Annotated in this window: 12 protein-coding genes; 2 read left to right on the forward strand and 10 right to left on the reverse strand. The window is 76.3% G+C overall.

Annotated features, from left to right (window positions below; all coding sequences use genetic code 11):
• Nucleotide 1: 1 nt before the first annotated feature.
• From OIU81_RS04760 to OIU81_RS04805, 10 genes are all read right to left on the reverse strand, one after another.
• The gene (locus tag OIU81_RS04760) at nt 2-793 is read right to left on the reverse strand and encodes an alpha/beta fold hydrolase (RefSeq protein WP_329144140.1); all 792 of its coding nucleotides are present in this window, start codon (nt 791-793) and stop codon (nt 2-4) included.
• Between the two features lie 7 nt (nt 794-800).
• The gene (locus OIU81_RS04765) at nt 801-1,115 is read right to left on the reverse strand and encodes a phosphopantetheine-binding protein (RefSeq protein WP_329144142.1); all 315 of its coding nucleotides are present in this window, start codon (nt 1,113-1,115) and stop codon (nt 801-803) included.
• Nucleotides 1,105-5,688, reverse strand: coding sequence for a polyketide synthase (locus OIU81_RS04770; RefSeq protein WP_329144144.1), 4,584 nt, complete (start codon nt 5,686-5,688; stop codon nt 1,105-1,107). Before OIU81_RS04770 ends, OIU81_RS04765 begins: the two co-directional genes overlap by 11 nt.
• The gene (locus OIU81_RS04775; RefSeq protein ID WP_329144146.1) at nt 5,681-12,703 is read right to left on the reverse strand and encodes an SDR family NAD(P)-dependent oxidoreductase; all 7,023 of its coding nucleotides are present in this window, start codon (nt 12,701-12,703) and stop codon (nt 5,681-5,683) included. The genes OIU81_RS04770 and OIU81_RS04775 overlap by 8 nt, the downstream gene beginning before the upstream one ends.
• Nucleotides 12,704-13,168: 465 nt before the next feature.
• A complete protein-coding gene (locus OIU81_RS04780; RefSeq protein WP_329144148.1) occupies nt 13,169-14,317 on the reverse strand; it encodes an NAD(P)/FAD-dependent oxidoreductase in 1,149 nt (382 codons plus the stop codon).
• Entirely contained in the window at nt 14,314-16,335 is a 2,022-nt protein-coding gene (locus OIU81_RS04785) for a LodA/GoxA family CTQ-dependent oxidase (RefSeq protein ID WP_329144151.1), read from the reverse strand. The genes OIU81_RS04780 and OIU81_RS04785 overlap by 4 nt, the downstream gene beginning before the upstream one ends.
• A 528-nt stretch (nt 16,336-16,863) precedes the next feature.
• Complete coding sequence (locus OIU81_RS04790; protein WP_329144153.1) at nt 16,864-17,184, reverse strand: hypothetical protein; 321 nt, start codon at nt 17,182-17,184, stop codon at nt 16,864-16,866.
• A complete protein-coding gene (locus OIU81_RS04795; protein ID WP_329154895.1) occupies nt 17,148-17,459 on the reverse strand; it encodes a LysR family transcriptional regulator in 312 nt (103 codons plus the stop codon). Before OIU81_RS04795 ends, OIU81_RS04790 begins: the two co-directional genes overlap by 37 nt.
• Nucleotides 17,460-17,531: 72 nt before the next feature.
• Entirely contained in the window at nt 17,532-18,005 is a 474-nt protein-coding gene (locus OIU81_RS04800; RefSeq protein WP_329144155.1) for an acyl-CoA thioesterase, read from the reverse strand.
• Nucleotides 18,006-18,158: 153 nt separating this feature from the next.
• A complete protein-coding gene (locus tag OIU81_RS04805; protein ID WP_329144157.1) occupies nt 18,159-19,388 on the reverse strand; it encodes a S1 family peptidase in 1,230 nt (409 codons plus the stop codon).
• A gap of 102 nt (nt 19,389-19,490) precedes the next feature.
• Between OIU81_RS04805 and OIU81_RS04810 the strand changes: the two genes are divergently transcribed.
• Nucleotides 19,491-19,616: a hypothetical protein gene (locus tag OIU81_RS04810; RefSeq protein WP_329144159.1), complete on the forward strand. Its 126-nt coding sequence runs from the start codon at nt 19,491-19,493 to the stop codon at nt 19,614-19,616.
• Nucleotides 19,585-20,034, forward strand: a complete 450-nt coding sequence (locus OIU81_RS04815) for a cell wall hydrolase (protein ID WP_329144162.1) — start codon at nt 19,585-19,587, stop codon at nt 20,032-20,034. The genes OIU81_RS04810 and OIU81_RS04815 overlap by 32 nt, the downstream gene beginning before the upstream one ends.
• The last annotated feature ends 1 nt before the right edge of the window (nt 20,035 follow it).

Genomic DNA, 20,035 nt, shown 5'->3' on the forward strand with positions numbered 1-20,035 from the left:
CTCATCCGGCCACCGCCCCGGCCCGGGCGCCGAGCCGGGTCAGCACCGCGGCGCACAGCCCTTCGGTGGCCTCGTTGAGCACGGTGTGCCCGACGCCGGGCAGCACGCACAGCTCGCAGTCCGGCGCGGCGCGCGCCAGCTCCCGTGCGCCGGGCAGGAGTTCGGAGTGCGCGCCGTAGACGGCGAGGACCGGGCACTCCAGCCGGGCGAAGTCGCGGGCGGTGAAGGCGGTGGCCGAGGCGAGGTCCTCGATCAGGGTGGTGCGGTTGAGCAGGGCGTCGGCCCCGGCCGCCAGCCGGGCCTCCTTGCGGCGTCCGAGCGCGGCGAGCTGTTCGGGCAGCCGGCTGTCCTCCAGGCCCAGGGCCGCGACGGAGAGGGTGTCGGTCATGTCCTCCACCCAGTCGCCGGTCAGCTGGGCGTCGATCAGCACCAGCGAGGCGACCAGGTCGGGGCGGCGGAGCGCGGTGTGCAGGGCCAGTACCCCGCCGTAGCTGTTGCCGACCAGATGGACCGGGCGGCGGTCGAGCCCGAGGGCGGCGAGCAGGGCGGTGAGGTCGGCCACCGCGGTGTCCCGGTCGTAGCCGTCGGGGGGCCGCTCGCTGCGGCCGTGTCCGCGCTGGTCGTAGAGGAGCACCGGGTGGCCGGCGCGGGAGACGGGGCCGGCGAGGGTGCAGTAGAAGCTCGACAGGTTGTCCATCACCAGCCCGTGGAGGAAGACCACGGTGGGGCCGTCGCCGCGGCCCGGCAGCCGCTGGGTGTGCAGGCGCAGCCCGCCTGCGGAGGTGTGGGCCATGGCGCGCTCAGCTCGCGCGGGCCCGGCCGGCGGTGACCCGGTCGACATGGACGGCGAGTTCACCCACCGACATGGCCAGGATCTGGTCGATGTCCTTCTCGGCGAGGAAGCCGAGGAAGTCCACCGAGGAGCCGTAGCGGTCCTGGAGCAGCTCGGCCAGGGCGACGAACTCGATGCTCTCCAGGGCCAGATCGTCGTTGAAGGTGGTGGCGGGGCCGATCTCCCCGACGATGAGGAGTTCCTCGCCGACGACGCTCACCAGCATGTCGGTGATCTCGTCCACGATCGTCCGGGTGCGCGCGGTGAGGGGCTCAGCTGCCATGGATGACCTCCGGGGGTGTGGGGGTGTCGGCGCCCGTACGGTCCCCGGGCCGCGGCCCGGTCCAGGCGACGACATGGCGTGCGGACGGGTCGTGGACGGAGTCGAGGTGGACGAGGTGGCGGCGGCCGTCCGGGGCGGTCACCCACAGGGCGCCGCCCGGCCCGGGGGTCACGGCCCACGCCTGCGGGCGACCGCCGAGGCCGCTGCCCGCCGCCTTCGCCGCGGCCTCCTTCGCGCACCACAGTGCGGTGAGCCAGTGGGCACGGCCGCCGGCGGCGTCGCGGGCGTGGAGACCGTCCGCCAGGCGGCGTTCGGCCGGGGTGAGGGCGATCCGTTCGAGGGCGCGCGGATCCTCGGTGACGGTCTCGATGTCGATCCCGACGGGGCCCGCCCGGTGGGCGAGGGCGACGGCGATCCGGTCCTTGTGGGCGAGCGAGACATGGATGCCGCGGGCGAGCGGGCCGTCGGGGCGGGGGCGGCCGTGGTCGTCGTTGACGAGGGGGACCTCGGCCGGGAAGACCGGACCGGCCCCCTCGTCCCAGAGCAGTTCGCGGACCGCGTCCTTGGCCGCGATCCGGCCCAGCAGCCATGCCGTGCGGGCGTGCGGCGCGCACCGTTCGTAGTGGGCGCGTTCGGCCGCGCCCAGGTAGCGGCGCATGACCAGCTCCTGCGAGGCCGGGTCCGACCAGCGGCGCCGGGCCAGGCACCAGCCGCCCGGCCGGGGTTCGCCGATGCCGCACACCTCCGGGGTGAACTTCATCGGCCACACCCGCTCGTCGGCACCGAAGCGCCGGTACGTCCACCCCTCCAGCCGCGCCCACACGGTGCCGTCGGCGTGGCACAGTTCGACGTCACCGCGGACCGTGCCGGGCCGTACCGCGCGGATCCGGGCGGTGGCCGCCAGCAGGGCGCCCTCGGGGGGCGGGGGCCCGTGGAGCCGTACCCGCTCCAGGGTGGCGGGGAAGACCAGCCGGTCGCCGGAGAGTGTGCACTGCATCCAGTGGCCCAGGAGCTGGCCCGCGGCGTCCAGGAGGGCGCCGGGTGCGGGCAGGGCGCGCAGCGTGCCGCGGATGCCGTCGGCGGCGAGCGTGGCGACCTCGTGGACGCCGGCGAACGCCGGGCCGTGGAACATCCACCGGTCCCGGTAGAGCGCGGCCGCGCTCACCGGCGCCGGCCCGTCGGAGGTCAGCGCCGAGGGGTCGGGGGGCGGTGGGGCCGGGTGGTGTGCCGCGAGGTGGACGGTGACGGTGGCGTAGTCGCCGAGGGCGACCCGTATCCGGCCGTCCCCGGCGGGGGTGGCGGTGACGGTCAGGTCGACGGGCGGGGCGACCGGCAGCCAGCGCAGGGCGCGTACGTCGGAGTAGCCGGTGACGGTCTGCCCGGGGGACACCAGCCGGGCCTCCTCGGCGGCCAGTTCGAGCAGGGTGGTCATCGGCACGACGGGGAAGCGGTCGGCGGGCTCGGGCCAGTCGTCGGGCTGGAGGTAGACGCAGTGGTCACGGACGTACGGGAGGGTGTCGAGGGAGAGGCGGCGGACGGTGCGGCGGGGGCCGCCGGGCGGCGCGGCCGGGCGGGCGGACGGCGCGGTGGCGGTGTGCGGGGCGGCCGCGGCGGCGACGGTCCGGGTAGCGGCCGCGGCGGCGACAGTCCGGGTGGCGGCGCGGGTCTCGGCGAGGACCGCGTCCAGGGCCTGCCGGACGGGCTCGGCGGCGGGTGGGCCCGGGGGTGCGTTCGGAGAGGGGTTCGGAGAGGGGCTCGGGGGTGGGTTCGGGCCCGCGGGCGCGAAAAGGCCCGTCACCGGCACCGTGGCGCCCAGGCGGACGAGCGGTGAGCCGAGGTCGAGTCGGACCGGCGGGCCGGATGCCGCCGGGCCGGTGACAGGAGCCGGTCCGGTGGCGGGGCCCGCCAGCCGGTCCCAGCGCGGGCTGAGCCCCTCGGCCCACAGGGCGGCGGCCAGCCGGCGCAGCGGGGCCGTTCCGCCGTCGCGGGTGTCGGCCGCCGCCACCGCGAGATGGTCCTGTCCGTGGAGGGTGTCGGCGACGAACCCGGTGAGGCTGCCGGCGCCGACCTGGACGAAGGCGCGTACCCCCGTCTCGTACAGCCGCCGGGTCAGCTCCTGGAAGCGGACCGGCTCCAGCAGGTGGCGCAGCACCAGCCGGCGTACCGCGGAGGGCTCTTCGGGAAAGGGCGCGACGCTGGTGGCCGACCACACGGGGAGCTGCGGGTCCCGTTGCGGCAGGGCGTCGAACGCGGCGCCCACCTGGTCGAGGTAGGGCGCCCACATCGGCGTGTGGAAGCCGGAGCGGAAGGGCATCTCCTGGGCCCGTACGCCCTGCGCAGCGAGGCGGCGCGCGGCCTCGGCCAGTTGCCCGGAGTCCCCGCAGATCACCGACTGGTGCGGGCAGTTGTCATGGCTGACCGCGACCCGGTCCAGCCCGGTCAGCGCCGCGGCCGCCTGTGCGGCGCCGCAGCCCAGGGCCGCGTAGACCAGGTCCGGCACGGCGAGGGAGGTGGGCCGCAGCGAGCCGAGGAAGGCGTCCACGGCGTGCGGCGGATACATTCCGGCGACCACCATCGCGGTCCATTCGCCGAGGCTGTGGCCGGCCAGCAGATCGGGGGCGATGCCCAGTTCGCGCAGGGCGCGGGCGAGCAGCCGTCCGGTGGTGAGGGTGTCGACGGCCCGCTCGACCAGTCCCGCGCCGCCGGTGAGGTGGGGGCGGGGCAGGGCCAGCAGGTCGGCGATGTCGTCCACCGGGGGCGGCAACTCCGCCTCCAGCCCCGGGAAGAGGAACGCGAGCCGGGCTCCCGGCTCCGGGGCGTACGGCCCGAAGAAGGGGGCCGGGGTGAACCACACCTCGCCGCGGCCGCGCCAGGGCAGTGCGCGCGCGAGGATCCTGGCGGCCAGGGCGCGGCGCCGCGGGGTGGGGTCGGGCAGCGCGAGCCGGCAGGGGCGGTGGTGCGCGGGGACGCCGGTGTCCGCGCCCCGGTCCCCCGCCTTCCGTAGTTCCTCGGCCAGTTCGGCGGGGGTGTCCGCGGTGAGCCAGTAGGTGCGCTCCGGCTCCGCCGTCCGCAGTGGCGAGCCACGGCGGACGGGCGGTGCGTCGGGGCGCTGTCGTCCCGGTGCCTCCTCCAACACGGCATGCGCGTTGATCCCGCCGAAGCCGAAGGCGTTGACGCCCGCCCGCAGCGGCGCCGGTCCGGCGTCCCAGGGTTCGGCCGCGGTGACCGGGCGCATCCGGGTGCGCGCCAGGTCCTCGTGCGGCTCGTCGAGGTGCAGTGTCGGCGGCAGGGTGCGGTGGTGGACGGCGAGGGCGGCCTTGATCAGTCCGGCGATGCCGGCGGCCTGCATGGTGTGGCCGAGCATCGACTTCACCGAGCCCAGGCCGACCGGCGTCCGGCCCGCCCCCGGCGGTCCGAACACCCTTGCCAGGGTGGCGAGTTCGGTACGGTCGCCCACCGGGGTGCCGGTGCCGTGCGCCTCCAGCAGCCCGAGCGCTCCGGGGGCCGCCGGGTCGAGGCCCGCGCCGTGCCAGGCCTGTTGCAGCGCCTGGACCTGGCCCTCGACCTGCGGGCTCATCAGACTCGCGCTGCGCCCGTCCCCGGCCACACCCACCCCGCGGATCACCGCATAGATCCGGTCCCCGTCGCGTTCCGCGTCCGCCAGCCGCTTGAGGAGCACGACACCGGTGCCCTCGGAGAGCAGGGTCCCGTCGGCCCGGCGGTCGAAGGGGCGGATGTGCTGGGTGGGGCTGAGCGCGCGCAGCTGGGTGAAGACGCTCCACAGGGTGGCGATATGACAGTGGTGCACGGCGCCGGCGACCATGAGGTCGCAGCGGCCGGCCGCCAGCAGATCGACGGCCTGGGCGACGGCCAGCAGGGAGGAGGCGCAGGCCGCGTCGAGGGTGTAGGCGGGGCCGCGGAAGTCCAGCCGGTTGGCGGTCCGGGCGGCGGTGAAGCTGGGGACCAGGCCGATGGAGGCCTCGGGCGCCTCGGGGCCGAGGCCCGCCTGGAAGGCCTCCCGGACGGCCGAGATCTTGTCCTCGCCCAGTTCCGGGGCGAGTTCGCGCAGGGTGGCGGCGAGCTGGTGGGCGGTGCGGACGCGCTGGTCGAGGCGGGCGGTGGCGACCCCCATGTAGCCGCCGCGGCCCAGGACGACGCCGATCCGGGAGCGGTCGGCGGGCAGCCGTTCCTGGCCGCCCGCGTCGGCGATGGCGTCGGCGATGACCCGCAGGGCGAGCAGCTGATCGGGCTCGGCTCCCGGGACGGCGGCGGGCATGATGCCGAAGCGGGTGGGGTCGACGACGGCCGGCTCGTCGAGGAAGCCGCCGCGCCGGCAGTAGAAGCGGTCGCTGCGGGCGGGGCCCTCGGCGCCGTGCGGGTCGTAATAGACCTCCGGGTCCCAGCGGCCGGGCGGGACGTCGGTGATGCAGTCGGTACCGGCCACCAGGTGGTGCCAGTAGGCGGCGAGGTCACCGGCGCCGGGGAAGAGCGCCCCCATGCCGACGATCGCGGCGTCCGTGGGCCGGGGCCCGGCGGACCCGGACCCACCGGGCCGGGCCACCGCCTCACGCATCGTCCGCCGCCCGGCCGTCGGCCTCCGCCGCCAGCACGACCTGGGCCGCGGTGCCCCGGGCCAGTTCGTCCAGGAGGGCGGCGGCCGCGGCGTCGGGGTCCAGGAGCGCGATGCCGCGGCGGGCGTAGGCGCGTTCCAGTTCCTCGGTGACCATGCCGCCGCCGGTCGCGGCCCAGGGGCCCCAGTCGACGGCGAGGACCCGGCCGGGTGCCCGGGCCGACCAGGCTCCGGCGAGGGTGTCCAGGGCGTCGTTGGCGGCGGCGTAGTCGGCCTGGCCGCGGTTGCCGAAGACCCCGGCGACGCTGCCGAAGAGGACGAGGAACCCGGTGTCGTCGCCGGCGGCCGACTGCAGGTGCCGGGCGCCGTCGACCTTGGTGGCGAAGACCCGGGCGAAGGACGCCGGATCCTTGTCGCGCAGCAGCTTGTCCTCCAGGGTGCCGGCGCCGTGCACGATTCCGTCGAGGCGGCCGTGCCGGGTCCGGATGTCGTGCACCACGGCGTGTACGGCGCGCTCGTCGGTGACATCGGCGGCGTGGTAGCGCACGGAGGCGGCGAGCGGTTCCAGGGCGGCGAGGGTGGCGGCGATCTCGCGCCGGGCCAGCACCCGGCCGGCCGCCGCCTCGATCTCGGCGGGCCGGCGCAGGCCCTGGGCGATCAGCGCGGCGCGCAGCGCGATGCGGTCGTGGGCGTGCGCGAGTGCCGGGTCCTCGGGGGTGTCGGGCAGGGGTGTGCGGCCCAGGAGTTCGATGTGGCAGCCGTGGGCGCGAGCCAGGGCGAGGGCCGTACGGGCGGTGATCCCGCGGGCCCCGCCGGTCAGCAGCACCACCGAGCCGGGGTCGAGCGGGGGCCGGCCGGTGGCGGCGCGGTCACGGGGCAGCGGTGCGGCCACGGTGCGCAGGGTGGTGCGCGCGCCCCGGGCGTGGCCGACGACCACCGGCTCGCCGGGGGCGCACAGTTCGGCGAGGAGGTGAGCGGCGATCCGTTCGGGGCGGTCCTTGGGGTCGATGTCCACGGCGCGGATCAGGGCGTCGGGGTATTCGAGGGCGGCCGTGCGGGCGAAGCCGCGCAGCCCGGCGCCGGGCAGCGGGTCGGGCGCGTCCCCGGCGGCGTCCCGGCCGAAGGTGCCGCCGGCCGCGGTGGCCAGCAGCAGCCGGCTGCTGCCGCCGGTCAGTGCGCTGCGCAGGGCGGCGAACTGGCCGGGCAGCACGGCCTCGCGGCCCGCCCGCAGCGCGCTGAGGTCCACCAGTGCGTCCACCCCGTCCGCGGTGAGCGCGGCCAGCCGCTCGGCCGGGACGGTGCGCACCCGTGCGCCGTGGCTCTCCAGGAGGGCGGTGAGGGCCAGCGCCACCCCTTGGCCGTCCTCGACCACGGCGAAGTCGAGCCCGGCCACCACCTCGGCGGGCGGGCGTCCGGCGGGCGGGCCGAGGGGGACGGCCCGGATGAGCGAGCGGGTCGGGGGCAACGGGCCCGGGCCGCCGCCGGGTTCGTCCGGTCCGGCCGGGACGGGGGCCGGTGGTACGGGGGCGGCGGGAGCGGGAGCGGGAGCAGGGGCCGGTGCGGGGGCGGACGGGGCCGGTGCGGGCCCGGGGCGTGCGGCGGCGATCCAGTCGACGATGCCGCTGATGGTCTTGACCCGGGCGAGTTGCTCCACCGCCGACTCCGTGGCCCCGTCGGCGTCCTGCGGGAGTCCGATCCGGTCGGCCAGCGCGCCGATGATCTCCACCCGCTTGATGGAGTCCACCGAGAGGTCGGCCTCCAGGTCGAGCCCGGCGTCGAGCATCTCGCGCGGGTAGCCGGTGCGGGTGTGGATGATCTCCCGTACGGCGTCGAGGAGTTCCTCGGGGCTCAGCCGCTCCACCCCGGCGGGCGCCGGCGCGGGTGCGGCGGGCGTCGCGGCAGGGGCCTCGGCACGAGACTCCGCACCGGCCGGTGCGGGGTGAAGCGGAGCAGCCCGGTCCGGCGGGGCCGCCGCCTCGCCCTCCCCCAAGTACCTTAGGACGACGTCCCGTTGGGCGGCGACCAGCTCCCGGGTGGTCCGCAGGTACTCCAGGACCGCGTCCTGCGGGGCGGGGCCGCCGACCGCGACGCCCGGTGCGTGCGCCGTGCCGGTACCGGCCTGTGGGGTGTCGACCCGCCGTGCCGGTCGCAGCCCGCCCGGCAGACAGGCGCCGTCGGCGGTGCGGACCAGATGGCCGTCCACCAGCCAGCCCGGGCGGCGCGGTGCGGTCTCGGGCAGGATCCGCGTGCGCCCGTGGAACAGGGCCTCGGGGTCGAAGGGGACCCCGGCCGCGGCGAGCCGGGCCAGGACGTGCGGCAGCCGGGCGAGCGCGGACTCGCCCGGAACGTCCAGCGGCACGGCGGTGTGCGGGCGTTCGCCCAGGATCTGTCCGACGAGCCCGGTGAGCACCCGCCCGGGGCCGGCCTCCACGAACGTGCGCACCCCGGCGGCGTACATGTCCTCGATCTGCTCCACGAAGCGCACCGGCGCGGCGACCTGGCCCGCCAGGGTGCCGCGCAGCGCGGCCGCGGTGCGGTCGTAGCGGCGGGCGGTGGCGCCGGACCAGACCGGGACCGCGGGCGCGCGGACCTCGGTGGCGTCGAGTTCGGCGGCGAGCGTCTCGCGGGCGGCGGCGAGCTGCGGGCTGTGGAAGGCACAGGCGACCGGCAGCCGCCGGGCGTCGACCCCCGCCGCGCGCAGGGCCGCCACGGCGCTGTCCACGGCGTCCGTGGGCCCCGAGAGCACGCTCTGGGCCGGGGCGTTGTGGTTGGCGACGACGACACCGGTGCCGCCGGTCAGCGCGGCCACCCGGTCCGGCGTGGCCACCACGGCGGCCATCGCCCCGGGGTCGTCCCCGGCGGCCGTGAGGATCGCCTCGGCGCGGCGGGCGCTGAGCCGCAGCAGGGCCTCCAGGTCGAAGGCGCCCGCCGCCCACAGGGCGGTCAGCTCGCCGTAGGAGTGCCCCGCCGTGCAGTCGGGGCGCACCCCGAGGGTGGTGAGCAGCCGGTACGCGGCGGCGGAGGCGAGGCCGAGGGCCGGCTGGGCGACGCGGGTGTCGGTGAGGGCCGCCTGCTGCGCGGTCCGCTGCCCGGGGGTGAAGGCGGCGGGCGGGAACATGGCCGCGGTCCACTGCGGATCGGCACCGTCCAGGAGGGCGCGCAGCGCGGGGAAGGCGGTGAACAACTCGGCCAGCATGCCGGTGCGCTGGCTGCCCTGGCCGGGGAAGAGGAAGGAGACCAGACCGGGGCCGGCGTCGCGGGGGCGCGGGTGGACCCCGTCGGCGGCGGTGAGCCCGCGGGCCGCCGCCAGCTTGCCGGCGAGGTCGTCGAGGTCCTCGGCCACCACACAGAGCTGTACCGGCCCCGGCGCCGCGGCGGTCTCGGCGGCCAGGTCGCGCAGCGGCCACGGCCGCCCGGCGGCGTCGTTGTCGGCCAGCCGCGCGGCGAGGCGCTCCACGGCCCGTACGGCGGCGGCGCGGTCGGCCCCGCGGAAGCAGAAGAGTTCGGCGGGCCACTCCTCCAGGGCGTGGGCGGGCTCCGGCGCTCCCGCGTAACCGGCCAGCACGGCGTGGTAGTTGGTGCCGCCGAAGCCGAAGGCGCTCACTCCGGCGATGCGCCGCTCCGCGGGGACCGGCCAGGGGCGGGCGCCGCGGGTGTCGAAGCGGAACGGGCCGGCGGCCGCGGCGTCGTCCGCGGTCGGGCGGGTCAGATGCAGGGTCGGCGGCCGCACGCCGGTGTGCACGGCGCGGGCGGCCTTGATGAGTCCGGCCAGGCCGGCCGCGCATTTGGTGTGGCCGATCTGCGATTTGACCGAACCCAGCGAGCAGCTGCCGGGCGCCGCGCCCGCGGCGTCGAACAGGTCGGTGAGGACGCCGAGTTCGGTGGTGTCGCCGACGACGGTTCCGGTGCCGTGGGCTTCGAGGAGGCCCACCTGCGCGGGGCTGATCCCGGCGCGCCGGTAGGCGCGTTCCAGGGCGCGCCGCTGCCCCTCGGGCCGTGGGGCGGTGAGGCCGAGGGAGCGTCCGTCGCTGGAGGTGCCGACCGCCTTGACGACCGCGTAGATCCGGTCGCCGTCCCGCTCGGCGTCCGCGAGGCGCCGCAGCACCAGCGCGCCGACGCCCTCGCCGAGCGCGATCCCGTCGGCCGCGGCGTCGAACGGGCGGCAGCGGCCGGTGGGCGACAGGGCGCGGACGGACGCGAACATCAGGTAGTCGTTGATGCCGTTGTGCACATCGGCGCCGCCGCACAGGACCATGTCGGCGTCGTGGTCGCGCAGTTGCCGGCAGGCCAGGTCGAGCGCGGCGAGCGAGGACGCGCACGCGGCGTCCACGGTGCAGTTGGCGCCGCCCAGGTCGAGGCGGCCGGCGATCCGTCCGGCGATGACATTGGCGAGCACGCCGGGGAAGGAGTCCTCGGTCAGGCGGGGCAGTTCGGCGTCGAGGGCGGGCGGGAGCGCGCCGAGGTAGCCGGGGTGCAGCGCGCGCAGCCCGTAGGCACCGGCGAGTTCGGTACCCGCCTCGGCGCCGAAGACGACGCCGGTGCGGGCGCGGTCGAAGTCCCGTTCGGCGTATCCGGCGTCCGCCAGGGCCTTGGCTGCGGCGTCGAGGGCGAGCAGCTGCACCGGTTCGACGGCGGTGAGGGAGGCCGGGGGGATGCCGTGGGCGAGGGCGTCGAAGGGGACCGGCGGCAGGAAGCCGCCCCAGCGCGAGGGGGTGCGCTCGCCCGCCCGCGCGGGGTCCGGGTCGTGGTAGGTGGCGGCGTCCCAGCGCTCGGCGGGCACCTCGGTGACGGAGTCGACGCCGTGGACGACGTTGGACCAGTAGCGGGCGGTGTCGGCGGCGCCCGGGAAGCAGCAGGCCATGCCGACGATGGCGATGTCCAGCGGCGCCGCCTCGGGGCCCGGCACCGCGGTGGGCGGCCGGAACCGCCGGGCCCGTGCGCCGAGCAGGGCGGTGGCGCCGTCGGTCACGTCGGTGTGCAGCGCGGCGACGGTGGTGGTGGCGCTGCGGATGGTGGCGGCCTGGCCCAGCATGTACAGGCCCTCCCGGCGCTGTTCCGGCTCCCCCACCGTCGCCGGTCGCCCGCCGTCGGTGTGCCGCAGGCCCTTGCTCGCCAGGCGCAGCCGGCCGAGGTTGCGCCGCTCCAGCTCCTCCCAGCGGGCCCGCGGGTCCGTGCCGTCCGCGGCCAGCCGGCGGGCGGCGGCCGCGAATTCGCCGGCGTAGGCGGTGTCGGCGCAGCGGGTGGCGTGGCCCGGCGCGGTCCGCAGCAGGACGGTCCGGTCGCAGGCCAGCGCGGTCTGCTGGAAGCCGGGGACGACGGCGCCGGTGGCCACGGCCTCCTCCGTGAAGAGGTAGGCGGTGCCCATCAGGACCCCGAGGGTGGCGCCGCGCTCGGCGAGCGGGGCGGCCGCCGCCATGGCCATGGCCGCCGAGCGGGCGTCGTGGATGCCGCCCGCGAAGAGCACGTCCAGTTCCTGAGCCGTGCCGCCGTGCGCCCGGGCGTGCTCCAGCAGGCGTTCGATCTGCTCGTCCCACAGCGGGAAGCTGGCCCGGGGGCCGATGTGGCCCCCGCACTCCTGCCCTTCGAAGACGAATCTGCGGGCGCCCTCGGCGAGGTAGCGCGTCAGCAGGCCGGGCGCCGGGACGTGCAGGTAGGTGTGGGTGCCGGCCGCTTCGAGGGGCGCGGCCTGGGCGGGCCGGCCGCCGGCGATCAGTGCGTACCGGGGGGCGAACTCGGCCACCGCGGCGAGCTGTTCGGCGCGCAGCGCGGGCGGGGCGAAGCCGAGCAGGCCGACGCCCCAGGGCCGCTCGCCCAGCCGTTCGGCGGTCTCGGCCAGCAGCCGGCGCACCTGGTCGCCGTCCATCACGGCCAGGGCGAGAAAGGGCAGCCCGCCCTCGGCGGCCACGGCGGCGGCGAAGGCGGCCCCGTCGCTGACCCGGGTCATCGGCCCCTGGGCGACGGGGAGATGGCGGGCCCCGGGGCGGCGGGCCAGCGGGCGGTTGCGGGCCGCCGCCGTGAGGTGGCCGGTGAGGGCGGCGCGGACGGCCTGCACGATGCCGGCGGTGGTGTGATGGCGCGCGGCGAGCCGGGCGGCGAACGCGCCGTCCTGGCCGACGGGGAGCAGCTGGACGGACAGATCACGGGTGCCGAGGAGACCGGTGAGGCGGGCGGGGTCGATGTCCTGGACCGCATCGGGCACGCCGCCCGTGCGGTCGGCCGGGTCGGCGCCCGGCGGGGCGAAGCCGGGGCGCCGGAGGACCCGGTGGCCGGCGAGGAGCGTGGTCTCGCTGCCGTCCATGGCCCGGATCGCGGTGGCGACCGCCCGGGGCAGCCGGTCCACGCCCTCGGTGGTGAGCGCGAGCTGGGAGTCGAGCAGCACCCCGGCGGCCCCGCCGACGACGGCCGCGGCGGCGGTGTGCACACCGATGCCGCCGGCGGCGAGGACGGGGACGGTCACGGCCGGGTCGGCCAGGATCCGCTGGAGCAGCACACAGGTGGTGAGTTCGCCCACCCGGCCGCCCGACTCATGGCCGCGGGCGACCAGCGCGGAGACGCCGGCGGCGCACGCCGCGGCGGCCTCCTCGGGGGTGGTGACCTCGGCCCAGACGCGCCGGCGGCCGCCGTCGGCCCAGTCCCGCGGGCCGGGTGACACGGCCCCGGCGGGCCGGCCGCCGCGCGGGGCGGACCCGGCGTACGCCCGTGGATCGGCGAGCAGCACGGTGTCGACGGTGTCGGGCAGCTCGCCGGGGGTGCAGGGGCAGCCCACCGGTATGCGCACACCGTGGGGCAGCCGTCCGGTCCGGGCCAGCGCCGCGCGCGCCGCGTCCGCGTCCCGGCCGAGGTCCAGCAGGCCGAGCGCGCCCGCGCGGGCGGCCGCCACGACGATCCGCTCGCCGGGCTCCTCGAAGGGCGAGAGCACGACGACGAGATCACGTTCGGGGACCTCGGGGTGCAAAGGTCCGGCGGGGGCGGAGGATCGGGGCCGGGGGGTGCCGGGGAACGGGGGCGGGGGGACCACGGGCGCTCCTTCTGCCGGAGGGGGGCGAACACGCTGACCACTGCCACCTGCGCTACCCAGTGGTAGCCCGCTGATTGCCGCGTTGCATCGTGGGGCCGCCCCCGTGCACTGTCAACGCATCTGCGCCAGGCGGTAGTTGATTCCGCCAAGGTCACCAAGGCGCCGTGCCGGACCGCCGTGGTGGCCGCCGTCCCCGCTCCGAGGTGCACCGCCGCGCCGGGCGTCCGGCTGCACCGGGCCCGGTGCGCCGCCCGGTCGAGCAGGTCCGCTCCCCGCCCGGCCCGCTCCTCCTCCGCGGCGGTGCGGCACAAGGCCGCTGTCCACACGCCGTCACACCGGCGGCCCCGGGCCCCGCGATCCCCACCGGCCCGTTATCGCCCACCGGCCCCAGGGGTGGCCGATAACCGCTTCCCTCAATCCGCCGGCCCGGCGCCCGCGTCAGGCATGACCGGGGCGGGCGTGGGGTCATGAGGCGGGCGCGCCTGGCGTCGGGCGGGGGTCCGGCCGGGTGGTCCGCTGCCGCCGGGCCCAGAACGGGCGGTCGGCCCAGCGGGTTTCCTGGGCGTGCACGACACGGTGGCCGTGCCGGTAGGCGGCGCGGGCCGTGACGACCTTCGCCGCGTAGCCCGCGAGCGCGGCCCGGTCGCCGCGCAGCCGGGCGTCGACCGCCTCGCCGGCGCTCAGCCCGGTGTAGAGGGCGGTGAGGATGCCCTGGGAGCTGAGCGGGTCGAAGGCGGCCGCCGCGTCTCCGGCGGCCGTCCAGCCCGCACCGTGCACCCGGTCCAGATGGGCGCTGTGCGCGGGGGCGCGGCGGGGCGGCCGCAGGGTGGCCAGGCCGTGCGGACGGGCGTGGCGGGAGAGGTGCCGGGTGGCCAGCAGCCGGTCGCGGAACCGCTCGGCGCCGCGGGCGGCGGCGACGGGCAGATCGGGGTCGGTGAAGTAGGCGACCAGCCGGTGCCGGGAGGGCAGCAGCGCGGTGTACCACCAGCCGTCCTGGTCGGACTCGACCAGCGAACGACCGTCGGCGGGTACCTGCGGGGCCGGGTCGAGGAGGACGTGCAGCGCGGTGAGCCGGTCGCCGGTGCGCCGCCGGGCACCCGAGCGGACGGCGATCGCGGCCTTCCGCCCGGTGGCGTCCACCACCCAGCGGCAGCGCACCGTCCGCTCCCCGGCGCCGGAGGTGTCGCACAGGGTGAGCCGCCAGGTGCCGTCCGGCTGCCGGACGGGGCGTCGTACGCCGGTGTGCTCGGCGACGTCGGCGCCCGCCGCGTGGGCGGCGGCGCGCAGCCGGCGGTCGAAGAGCGGACGGTCGAGGTGCCAGCCGTGCCCGTAGGGGTCGTGGAGGAAGTCCACGGCGTGCAGGGCGGCCGAGCCCCAGGCGGAGAGGTTGCCGTGGCAGGGCAGATGGCCGCTGCCCAGAACCGGCTCCGCGACGCCGAGGTCGGCCAGGAGCAGCCGGCCCATGGACACCAGTGCCTCGCCGGTCTTGGGCGGGCCGGTGCCGGCGTCGGCCAGCAGGACCGTGCGCCCGGCCCGTACGAGGGTGAGCGCGGCGGCGCAGCCGGCCGGCCCGCCGCCCGCGATCACGACGTCATAGCCGGGTGCGGGGGTCACCCGGCGCCGTGGAAGGGGTCGAGCTTCTCCAGGTATCCGGCGGCGATCGCCGTCTCGTCGTGTCCGGTCGCCTCCTTCACCTCCTGGACCGCCTGCCGCACGAGCATGGACTCGACCGACTCGGCTTCGACCTCCCCGGTCCAGGTACCGGCCACGGCGGCCAGTTGGGGCACGCCCGCCTCGGGCACCTGGACGTTGATGAGGTTGGCGTGGTCGGTGGCCGGCGGATAGCCGGGCTCGGACTCCACCTGGAGGTACCGGGGGAACTTCCCGTCGCCCACGGTGTATTCGCGGGTCTCGACGATGCCGAACCGGAACCAGTCGTCGATCATCTGCCGGCGCTGCTTGCTGAAGTCCGAGCCCGTCAGGCCGCGCAGCCACACCGCCCGGTTCTCGAAGGCCTGCTCCCGGGCGCTGTCGTCGGAGCCGGCCGGCGGGGTGTTGACGGTGGCGAAGTCCGACTGCTTGAGCACGTGGTTGGGGACCTGGGCGGGCCAGAAAGTGGGCAGATAGGGGCTGTAGCGGGGGCCGAGCCCGGACCGTACCTCGTAGCCGGAGCGGCAGCTCGCCGCGTCGCACTGCCAGGGGGCCGCCATCCAGCGGGTGAGGTCGCCCGGCCCCTGCGCGTACAGCGGGCCGTTCTTGCCCAGGGCGTCCTGGAGCGTGAGGACGTCGCCGTAGTCGCGTTCGGGGTTGTCCGGGGTGCGGTGCAGGATGCGGAACGGCTCGGCGTAGAGGGTCTTGTGCCGCATGGGCCAGGTGACCTCGATGCCGGGGTGGAACGCGTCGGCGGCGCAGTTCTCCAGCGCGGCCCGGTCCAGCAGCCCCGGCTGCTCGGCGGGCGGCGCCTCGTCCACGGCCGGGAAGCCGGTGCGGGGCGGGCCGGAGGTGAAGTGCCCCGCGGCCCACTCGGCCAGCATCCGGTCCTGGGCCGGGGAGAGCGTGAGGTGCTGCCGGACGGAGGTGGGCTTGCCGCTGGACATGGCGTCGCCGTAGAGCCACGGCCAGGGCACCGGGGAGGTGCCGTCCCGGTCGTAGTCGCGCAGGTGCACATAGACCTGGCGGCGGAGTTCCTGGCAGGCCGGTCCCGGGTCGGCGAGCCGCTGGCGCAGGGCCGGGGCGAGGAAGTCGTACGGGCCTTGCCGGCCGAACTGGGTGGCGAAGCCGTGGTTGACCCACTGCAGATCACAGAACCGCCGCAGCAGCGGTTCGATGTGGTCCGGGTAGGAGATCTGCTGCACGGCGGGCAGGGTGTGCTCGGTGACGAACACGTCGTACAGCAGGTCGTAGAGGGTGCGGACGGTCTTCACGCCGGGGGCGAAGTGCGGCGGGGCGACCACGGCCCAGGCGGGGGTCGCGGTCTTCGTGACGCCCCGGATGGTGACCTCCGCCGTGACCGGGCCGTCGGAGACGTCGTCGTACCAGGTGTCGTTGTTGGCGACGCCGGAGATCGGCGTCTCGGGCACGGTGTAGGACGCCGATCTGCCGACACCGCCGACGACCAGCAGCCGGCCGTCGGTCTGGGTGGAGATCGCGCCCAGGGAGACCGGCCGGTTCATGATCTTCCCGGCGAAGGTGGCGGTCTCGTGCGTGGAGGCGCGGATGGTCTGGCGGCCGGGGTCGATGACCAGCTTCTTGCGCTCCGCTCCCCTGACGCCGAAGTTCCGCCGCCGGCGCTGGGTGTCCGGCAGCCCCGCGGCCTCGGGGATGTCGAGCGGGAGGTGGAACTGGTACCAGGCGGCCTTCTTGTTGGCCAGGTGCACCGACCACTTGATCTCGGTGACCTCCTCGTCGCCCAGCTTGAGCTCCCTGACGACCTCCCCCGCCTGGTTGTAGCCGTAGACCCGGAAGCGGGCGGCCTGCCGGATGATCTTCCCCGCGCCGTCCTTGCGGGAGCCGGGTGGTGGCGGCGGCTCGTCGGGGGACTCCGGGCCGAGGAAGGGCGGCTGGTCGCTGTTGCCGACCCGGGCGATGCCGAGGGCGGGGTGGATCTTCACCTGGGCGATCTGCGTGTCCATCGAAGGCCTCTCACTGGTCAGGTGGGGATGCCCCCGGTGGCGTCAAACGTAAGTTCGGCGTCCCGCGTGAGGTGAGGTCGAGGCGTCGCAATGGGCGCAAGGATTCACCCTTTCGGGACGGCCCGCGCGCGGAGCCGCCCGGGGCACCCGGGGCCGTCGGACGGCACGGCCCCGGGGTGGCGGGTGGTCATGCCCCGTTCTCCCGGTGCCGCTCACCACGGGTGCCGGCGTCCTGGAGGGTGGCGAGGACGGCGAGCTGCTTGCGGTCCCGTTCCTGGCCGAGGTCGCGGTACGAGCGGGAGCCGTAGGCGTCCTCGACGGCCCTGATGAGCCGTTCGGTCTGTTCGGGGCCCTGCTCGGGGCGGCCGGGGGAGTCCCACTTGTCGCTCCTGCCGGAAGTAGATGTACTGCGAATGTTTCCGTCTCCGGCAGTAGGCGCGACGCCGCGGAATGAGAACGATCAAGAAACGGAGAAGGGCATGACCACAGCGGTCATACCCTTCTCCGCAGGGTGCGGGCGCGCACGGCTCAGGCGAAGAGCTCCTCGGCGAAGATGCGCCGCGCCGCACCGACGAGCGCTTCGAGGTCGCCGCCCGGCTCCGCCCGGTTCTTGCGGTAGAGCAGCCCGGTGGCCAGCTCGGGCCGGAAGTCCACCACCGGCAGGACGGTGACATTGTCCAGCCGGTACAGATGCATCGGGCTGTCCGGCGACAGCATCGTCATGGAGAAGGCGATGCCGCCGGAGACCAGTTCCAAAGTTCCCGCGTCATCGGAGCTGTTGAGGCGAATTCCCTTCTTCAGCCCGGCGGAATTCAGGCGGGTGTCGATTTCATCGAAATACGCGGGCATGGCTGGGTGGTGCGCTGCGGACGGACGGCCTCCCGCAGCCGCCAGGGGATGGCGTGGACGCGTTCGAGGACCTCGCGCGCCATCGGCAGCAACGCGGCACCGGCCGGGGTCAGTTCGACGTGGTGCGTGGTGCGGTCGAAAAGCGTCTGGTCCAGCTCACGTTCCAGGTCCTTGATCCGCCGGCTCAGGGGAGAGGCCGCCATGTGCAACCTGCGTGCCGCCTGGGAGAAATTCAGCTCTTCGGCCACCGCCACGAAGTAGCGCAGGTGCAGCATGTCCACGCGCCCCCACTACCCGGGCCGGGCAGCGCGCCCCGTGGCCCGGGGCGGCCGCGCACGGCACATCCGTCAGTCCGCGGCGAGGCCCAGCAGCGAGGGGTCCTCGGCCAGTTCGCGGAAGGCCGCCCGCGGGTCGGTCAGCAGCTTGCGCGTGGTGAGGTCGAGCAGTCCGCAGACGGCGCTCACCTCGGCGGCCACCACCCCGTCCGTCCTGCGGACGATCTGCTCGATCCGGAAGGTCTTGCCCTCGCCCCAGACGAACGCGCAGCTCACCTCGGTCTCGTCACCGGCCCGCAGCTCCCGCCGGTAGCGGATGGTGGTCTCGACCGTCACCGGGCCGATGCGCCGGTCCACCATGGCGCTCTGGCGGATCCCGCTCGCCTGCAGCAGCGACCAGCGGGCGTGCTCGGCGTACTGGAGGTAGACGCTCTGGTTGAGATGGCCCTGGGTGTCCGTCTCGTAGCCGCGCACCGTGATGGGGACGGCGAACGGCTCCGCCGCCTCGTGGGTGGTGTCCGCCGCCGTGCCCGTCGCTTCCGTCACGATCGCTCCGCTCCCCTCGGACGCCGGCCCGCCACAGGGGGCACACCGGGCTCATCAGCAACTGGCTTCCCATCGTAGGCGCCGGGTGCCGGGGCCGGGGCGTCTCCCGGTGAGCGGGCGCCGGCCCGTATGACCCGCGCGGGCGACCGGCCGTCAGGGGCTGCCCGTCTTCAGCCGCAGATTCCACTTGGCCAGGGCCTCGCCGATCGGCTGGAAGATGGTGAGGGTGGGGCCGCCGAAGTTGCCGCAGGTGGCGGGGCCGCCTCCGGAGTGCACGCCGAGTGCCATCGGGGCGCTGGGCTGGGTGACGTACGAACCGCCCGAATCACCGGGCGCCGAGCAGGCGTTGGTGAACGACAGGCCCTCGATGACCGTGTTTCCGTAGTCCACGGTCTGGTCGACCCGGGTGATCTCCCCGCAGTGCCAGCCGCTGCTCTGTCCGGAGCGGCACATCGACATCCCGACCAGCCCCTCCTGGAGGCCGGTGACGGCGACCGGTGTGCCGCCCTGACCCGCCACGTTCGCGCTGACGGTCCAGCCCGGCCCGTCGACCCCGACCAGCCCGAAGTCGCCCTCGCGCCCGTTGACGCTGTGCCCACCGCCCTGGTTGGCCGTCCCCAGACGGCTGCCGTCCTTGCCGTAGGCGGCCTGGTCGGCGGTGAGCGTGCAGTGGCCGGCCGTCAGAAAGCCCTGGAAGTCGCCCGGTCCGGTCACCGAGAAGCCGATGGAGCAGATGCCCTCGCTGCCGGGCATCCACCGCTCGCCGCCCACCACCGAGCCGCCCTGCTGGCGCGGCGTCTGGTCGCTGCGCTCGACGGCGACCGGGATCCTCGCCCGCGCCCCCAGGCCACGGACGGTCCGCTCGAAGGCGTCGGTCCGCGGGCCACGCCGGGTGCGCCCGACCCGGAGCACGACACCGTTGGCGCGCTCGTCCACCCCCCACCCGGTGACGCCCGGCACCCCGTGGCCGGCCCGGCTGTTGATCCGGCGTACGAGCCCGGTGAGCGCGGCCCGGCTGTGCGGCACCGTCCTGGCCACCGCCCCGACGTCCCGTACCCGCCGCGCGTCGGCGGCCCCGGTGACCGCGACCACGAGCCGGCCGGTCGACGGGTCGAACCACATGCCGGCGGGCGGCGCGCTCAGCGCCCGGCGCACGGCGGCCACCGAACGGTGGGCATCGGCCTCCTGCGCGAGCCGGGTCCGCACCTGCGCCGCCGTCAGCCCGAGGTCCCGCCGCATCGCGTCGAGCATGCCGCGCGGCGCGGGCTGGGGCGACGGGTCGGGCCGGGGCTCGGCGTGTGCCGGGCCGATCGGGCCGGCCGCCACCAGGACGGCGGCCACGGTCGCGCCCCAGAGAGCTGCCAGGCGAAAGCGGCGTTCCATCGGGGTCTCCTCGCGGTGTCGGGTGCACGTCGGATCCGATGGAGCGAGCCTGCGCGACACCACGACGTGCGGCATGAGGGAGAATCCGTGCACCATGACCGGATGACCGACGAGTCCCGCCGCCAAGTCCCCGCCGCCGACGGCGCGGTAGCGCTCGCCCGGCTGCCCGAGGCGCTGCGCAAGGTGACCTACTCGGGTGCCCGCCATTCCGGGAGCCGGGACACCTGAATGCCCGTCACACGCGCCGCACGGGGCCGCCGGTACCGCCGGCCCGCCCGTCCCCGACGCCTTCGCCGACCTGGCCGGCGGCGCCAACTGCCAGCGCTACGCCTATGCCGTGCTGCGCCACTTCGGGCTGCTGGTACCGCCGTTGCGCTCCGCGGAGCTCTGGGCGGACGACCGGGCGACCCGGCGGGCCGGCCGTCCGCGGCCGCTGGACCTGGTGCTGTTCGACGGCGGCCGGGCCGCCGGCCGGCCCCCGGGGTACGGCGCGCATGTGGGCGTCCATCTGGGGCCCGACCAGGTGCTGCATCTGTGCCGGGAGGCCGGCCGGCCCGTCGTCTGGCGCTATGCGGACTTCGCGGCGCGGCCGCGCTACCGGCGGTTCCTCGGTGCCAAACGGGTGCTGCGCACGACGGGCCGCTGAC

This window comes from Streptomyces sp. NBC_01454 (assembly GCF_036227565.1).
Classification (GTDB): Bacteria; Actinomycetota; Actinomycetes; order Streptomycetales; family Streptomycetaceae; genus Streptomyces.

Excerpts from the sequence above, each read along its gene's own strand:
- OIU81_RS04770 (WP_329144144.1), bottom strand. The coding sequence starts at position 5,688 with ATGCGTGAGGCGGTGGCCCGGCCCGGTGGGTCCGGGTCCGCCGGGCCC.
- OIU81_RS04760 (WP_329144140.1), bottom strand. The coding sequence starts at position 793 with ATGGCCCACACCTCCGCAGGCGGGCTGCGCCTGCACACCCAGCGGCTG.
- OIU81_RS04810 (WP_329144159.1), top strand. The coding sequence starts at position 19,491 with ATGACCGACGAGTCCCGCCGCCAAGTCCCCGCCGCCGACGGCGCGGTA.
- OIU81_RS04805 (WP_329144157.1), bottom strand. The coding sequence starts at position 19,388 with ATGGAACGCCGCTTTCGCCTGGCAGCTCTCTGGGGCGCGACCGTGGCC.
- OIU81_RS04790 (WP_329144153.1), bottom strand. The coding sequence starts at position 17,184 with ATGCCCGCGTATTTCGATGAAATCGACACCCGCCTGAATTCCGCCGGG.
- OIU81_RS04785 (WP_329144151.1), bottom strand. The coding sequence starts at position 16,335 with ATGGACACGCAGATCGCCCAGGTGAAGATCCACCCCGCCCTCGGCATC.
- OIU81_RS04765 (WP_329144142.1), bottom strand. The coding sequence starts at position 1,115 with ATGGCAGCTGAGCCCCTCACCGCGCGCACCCGGACGATCGTGGACGAG.
- OIU81_RS04795 (WP_329154895.1), bottom strand. The coding sequence starts at position 17,459 with ATGCTGCACCTGCGCTACTTCGTGGCGGTGGCCGAAGAGCTGAATTTC.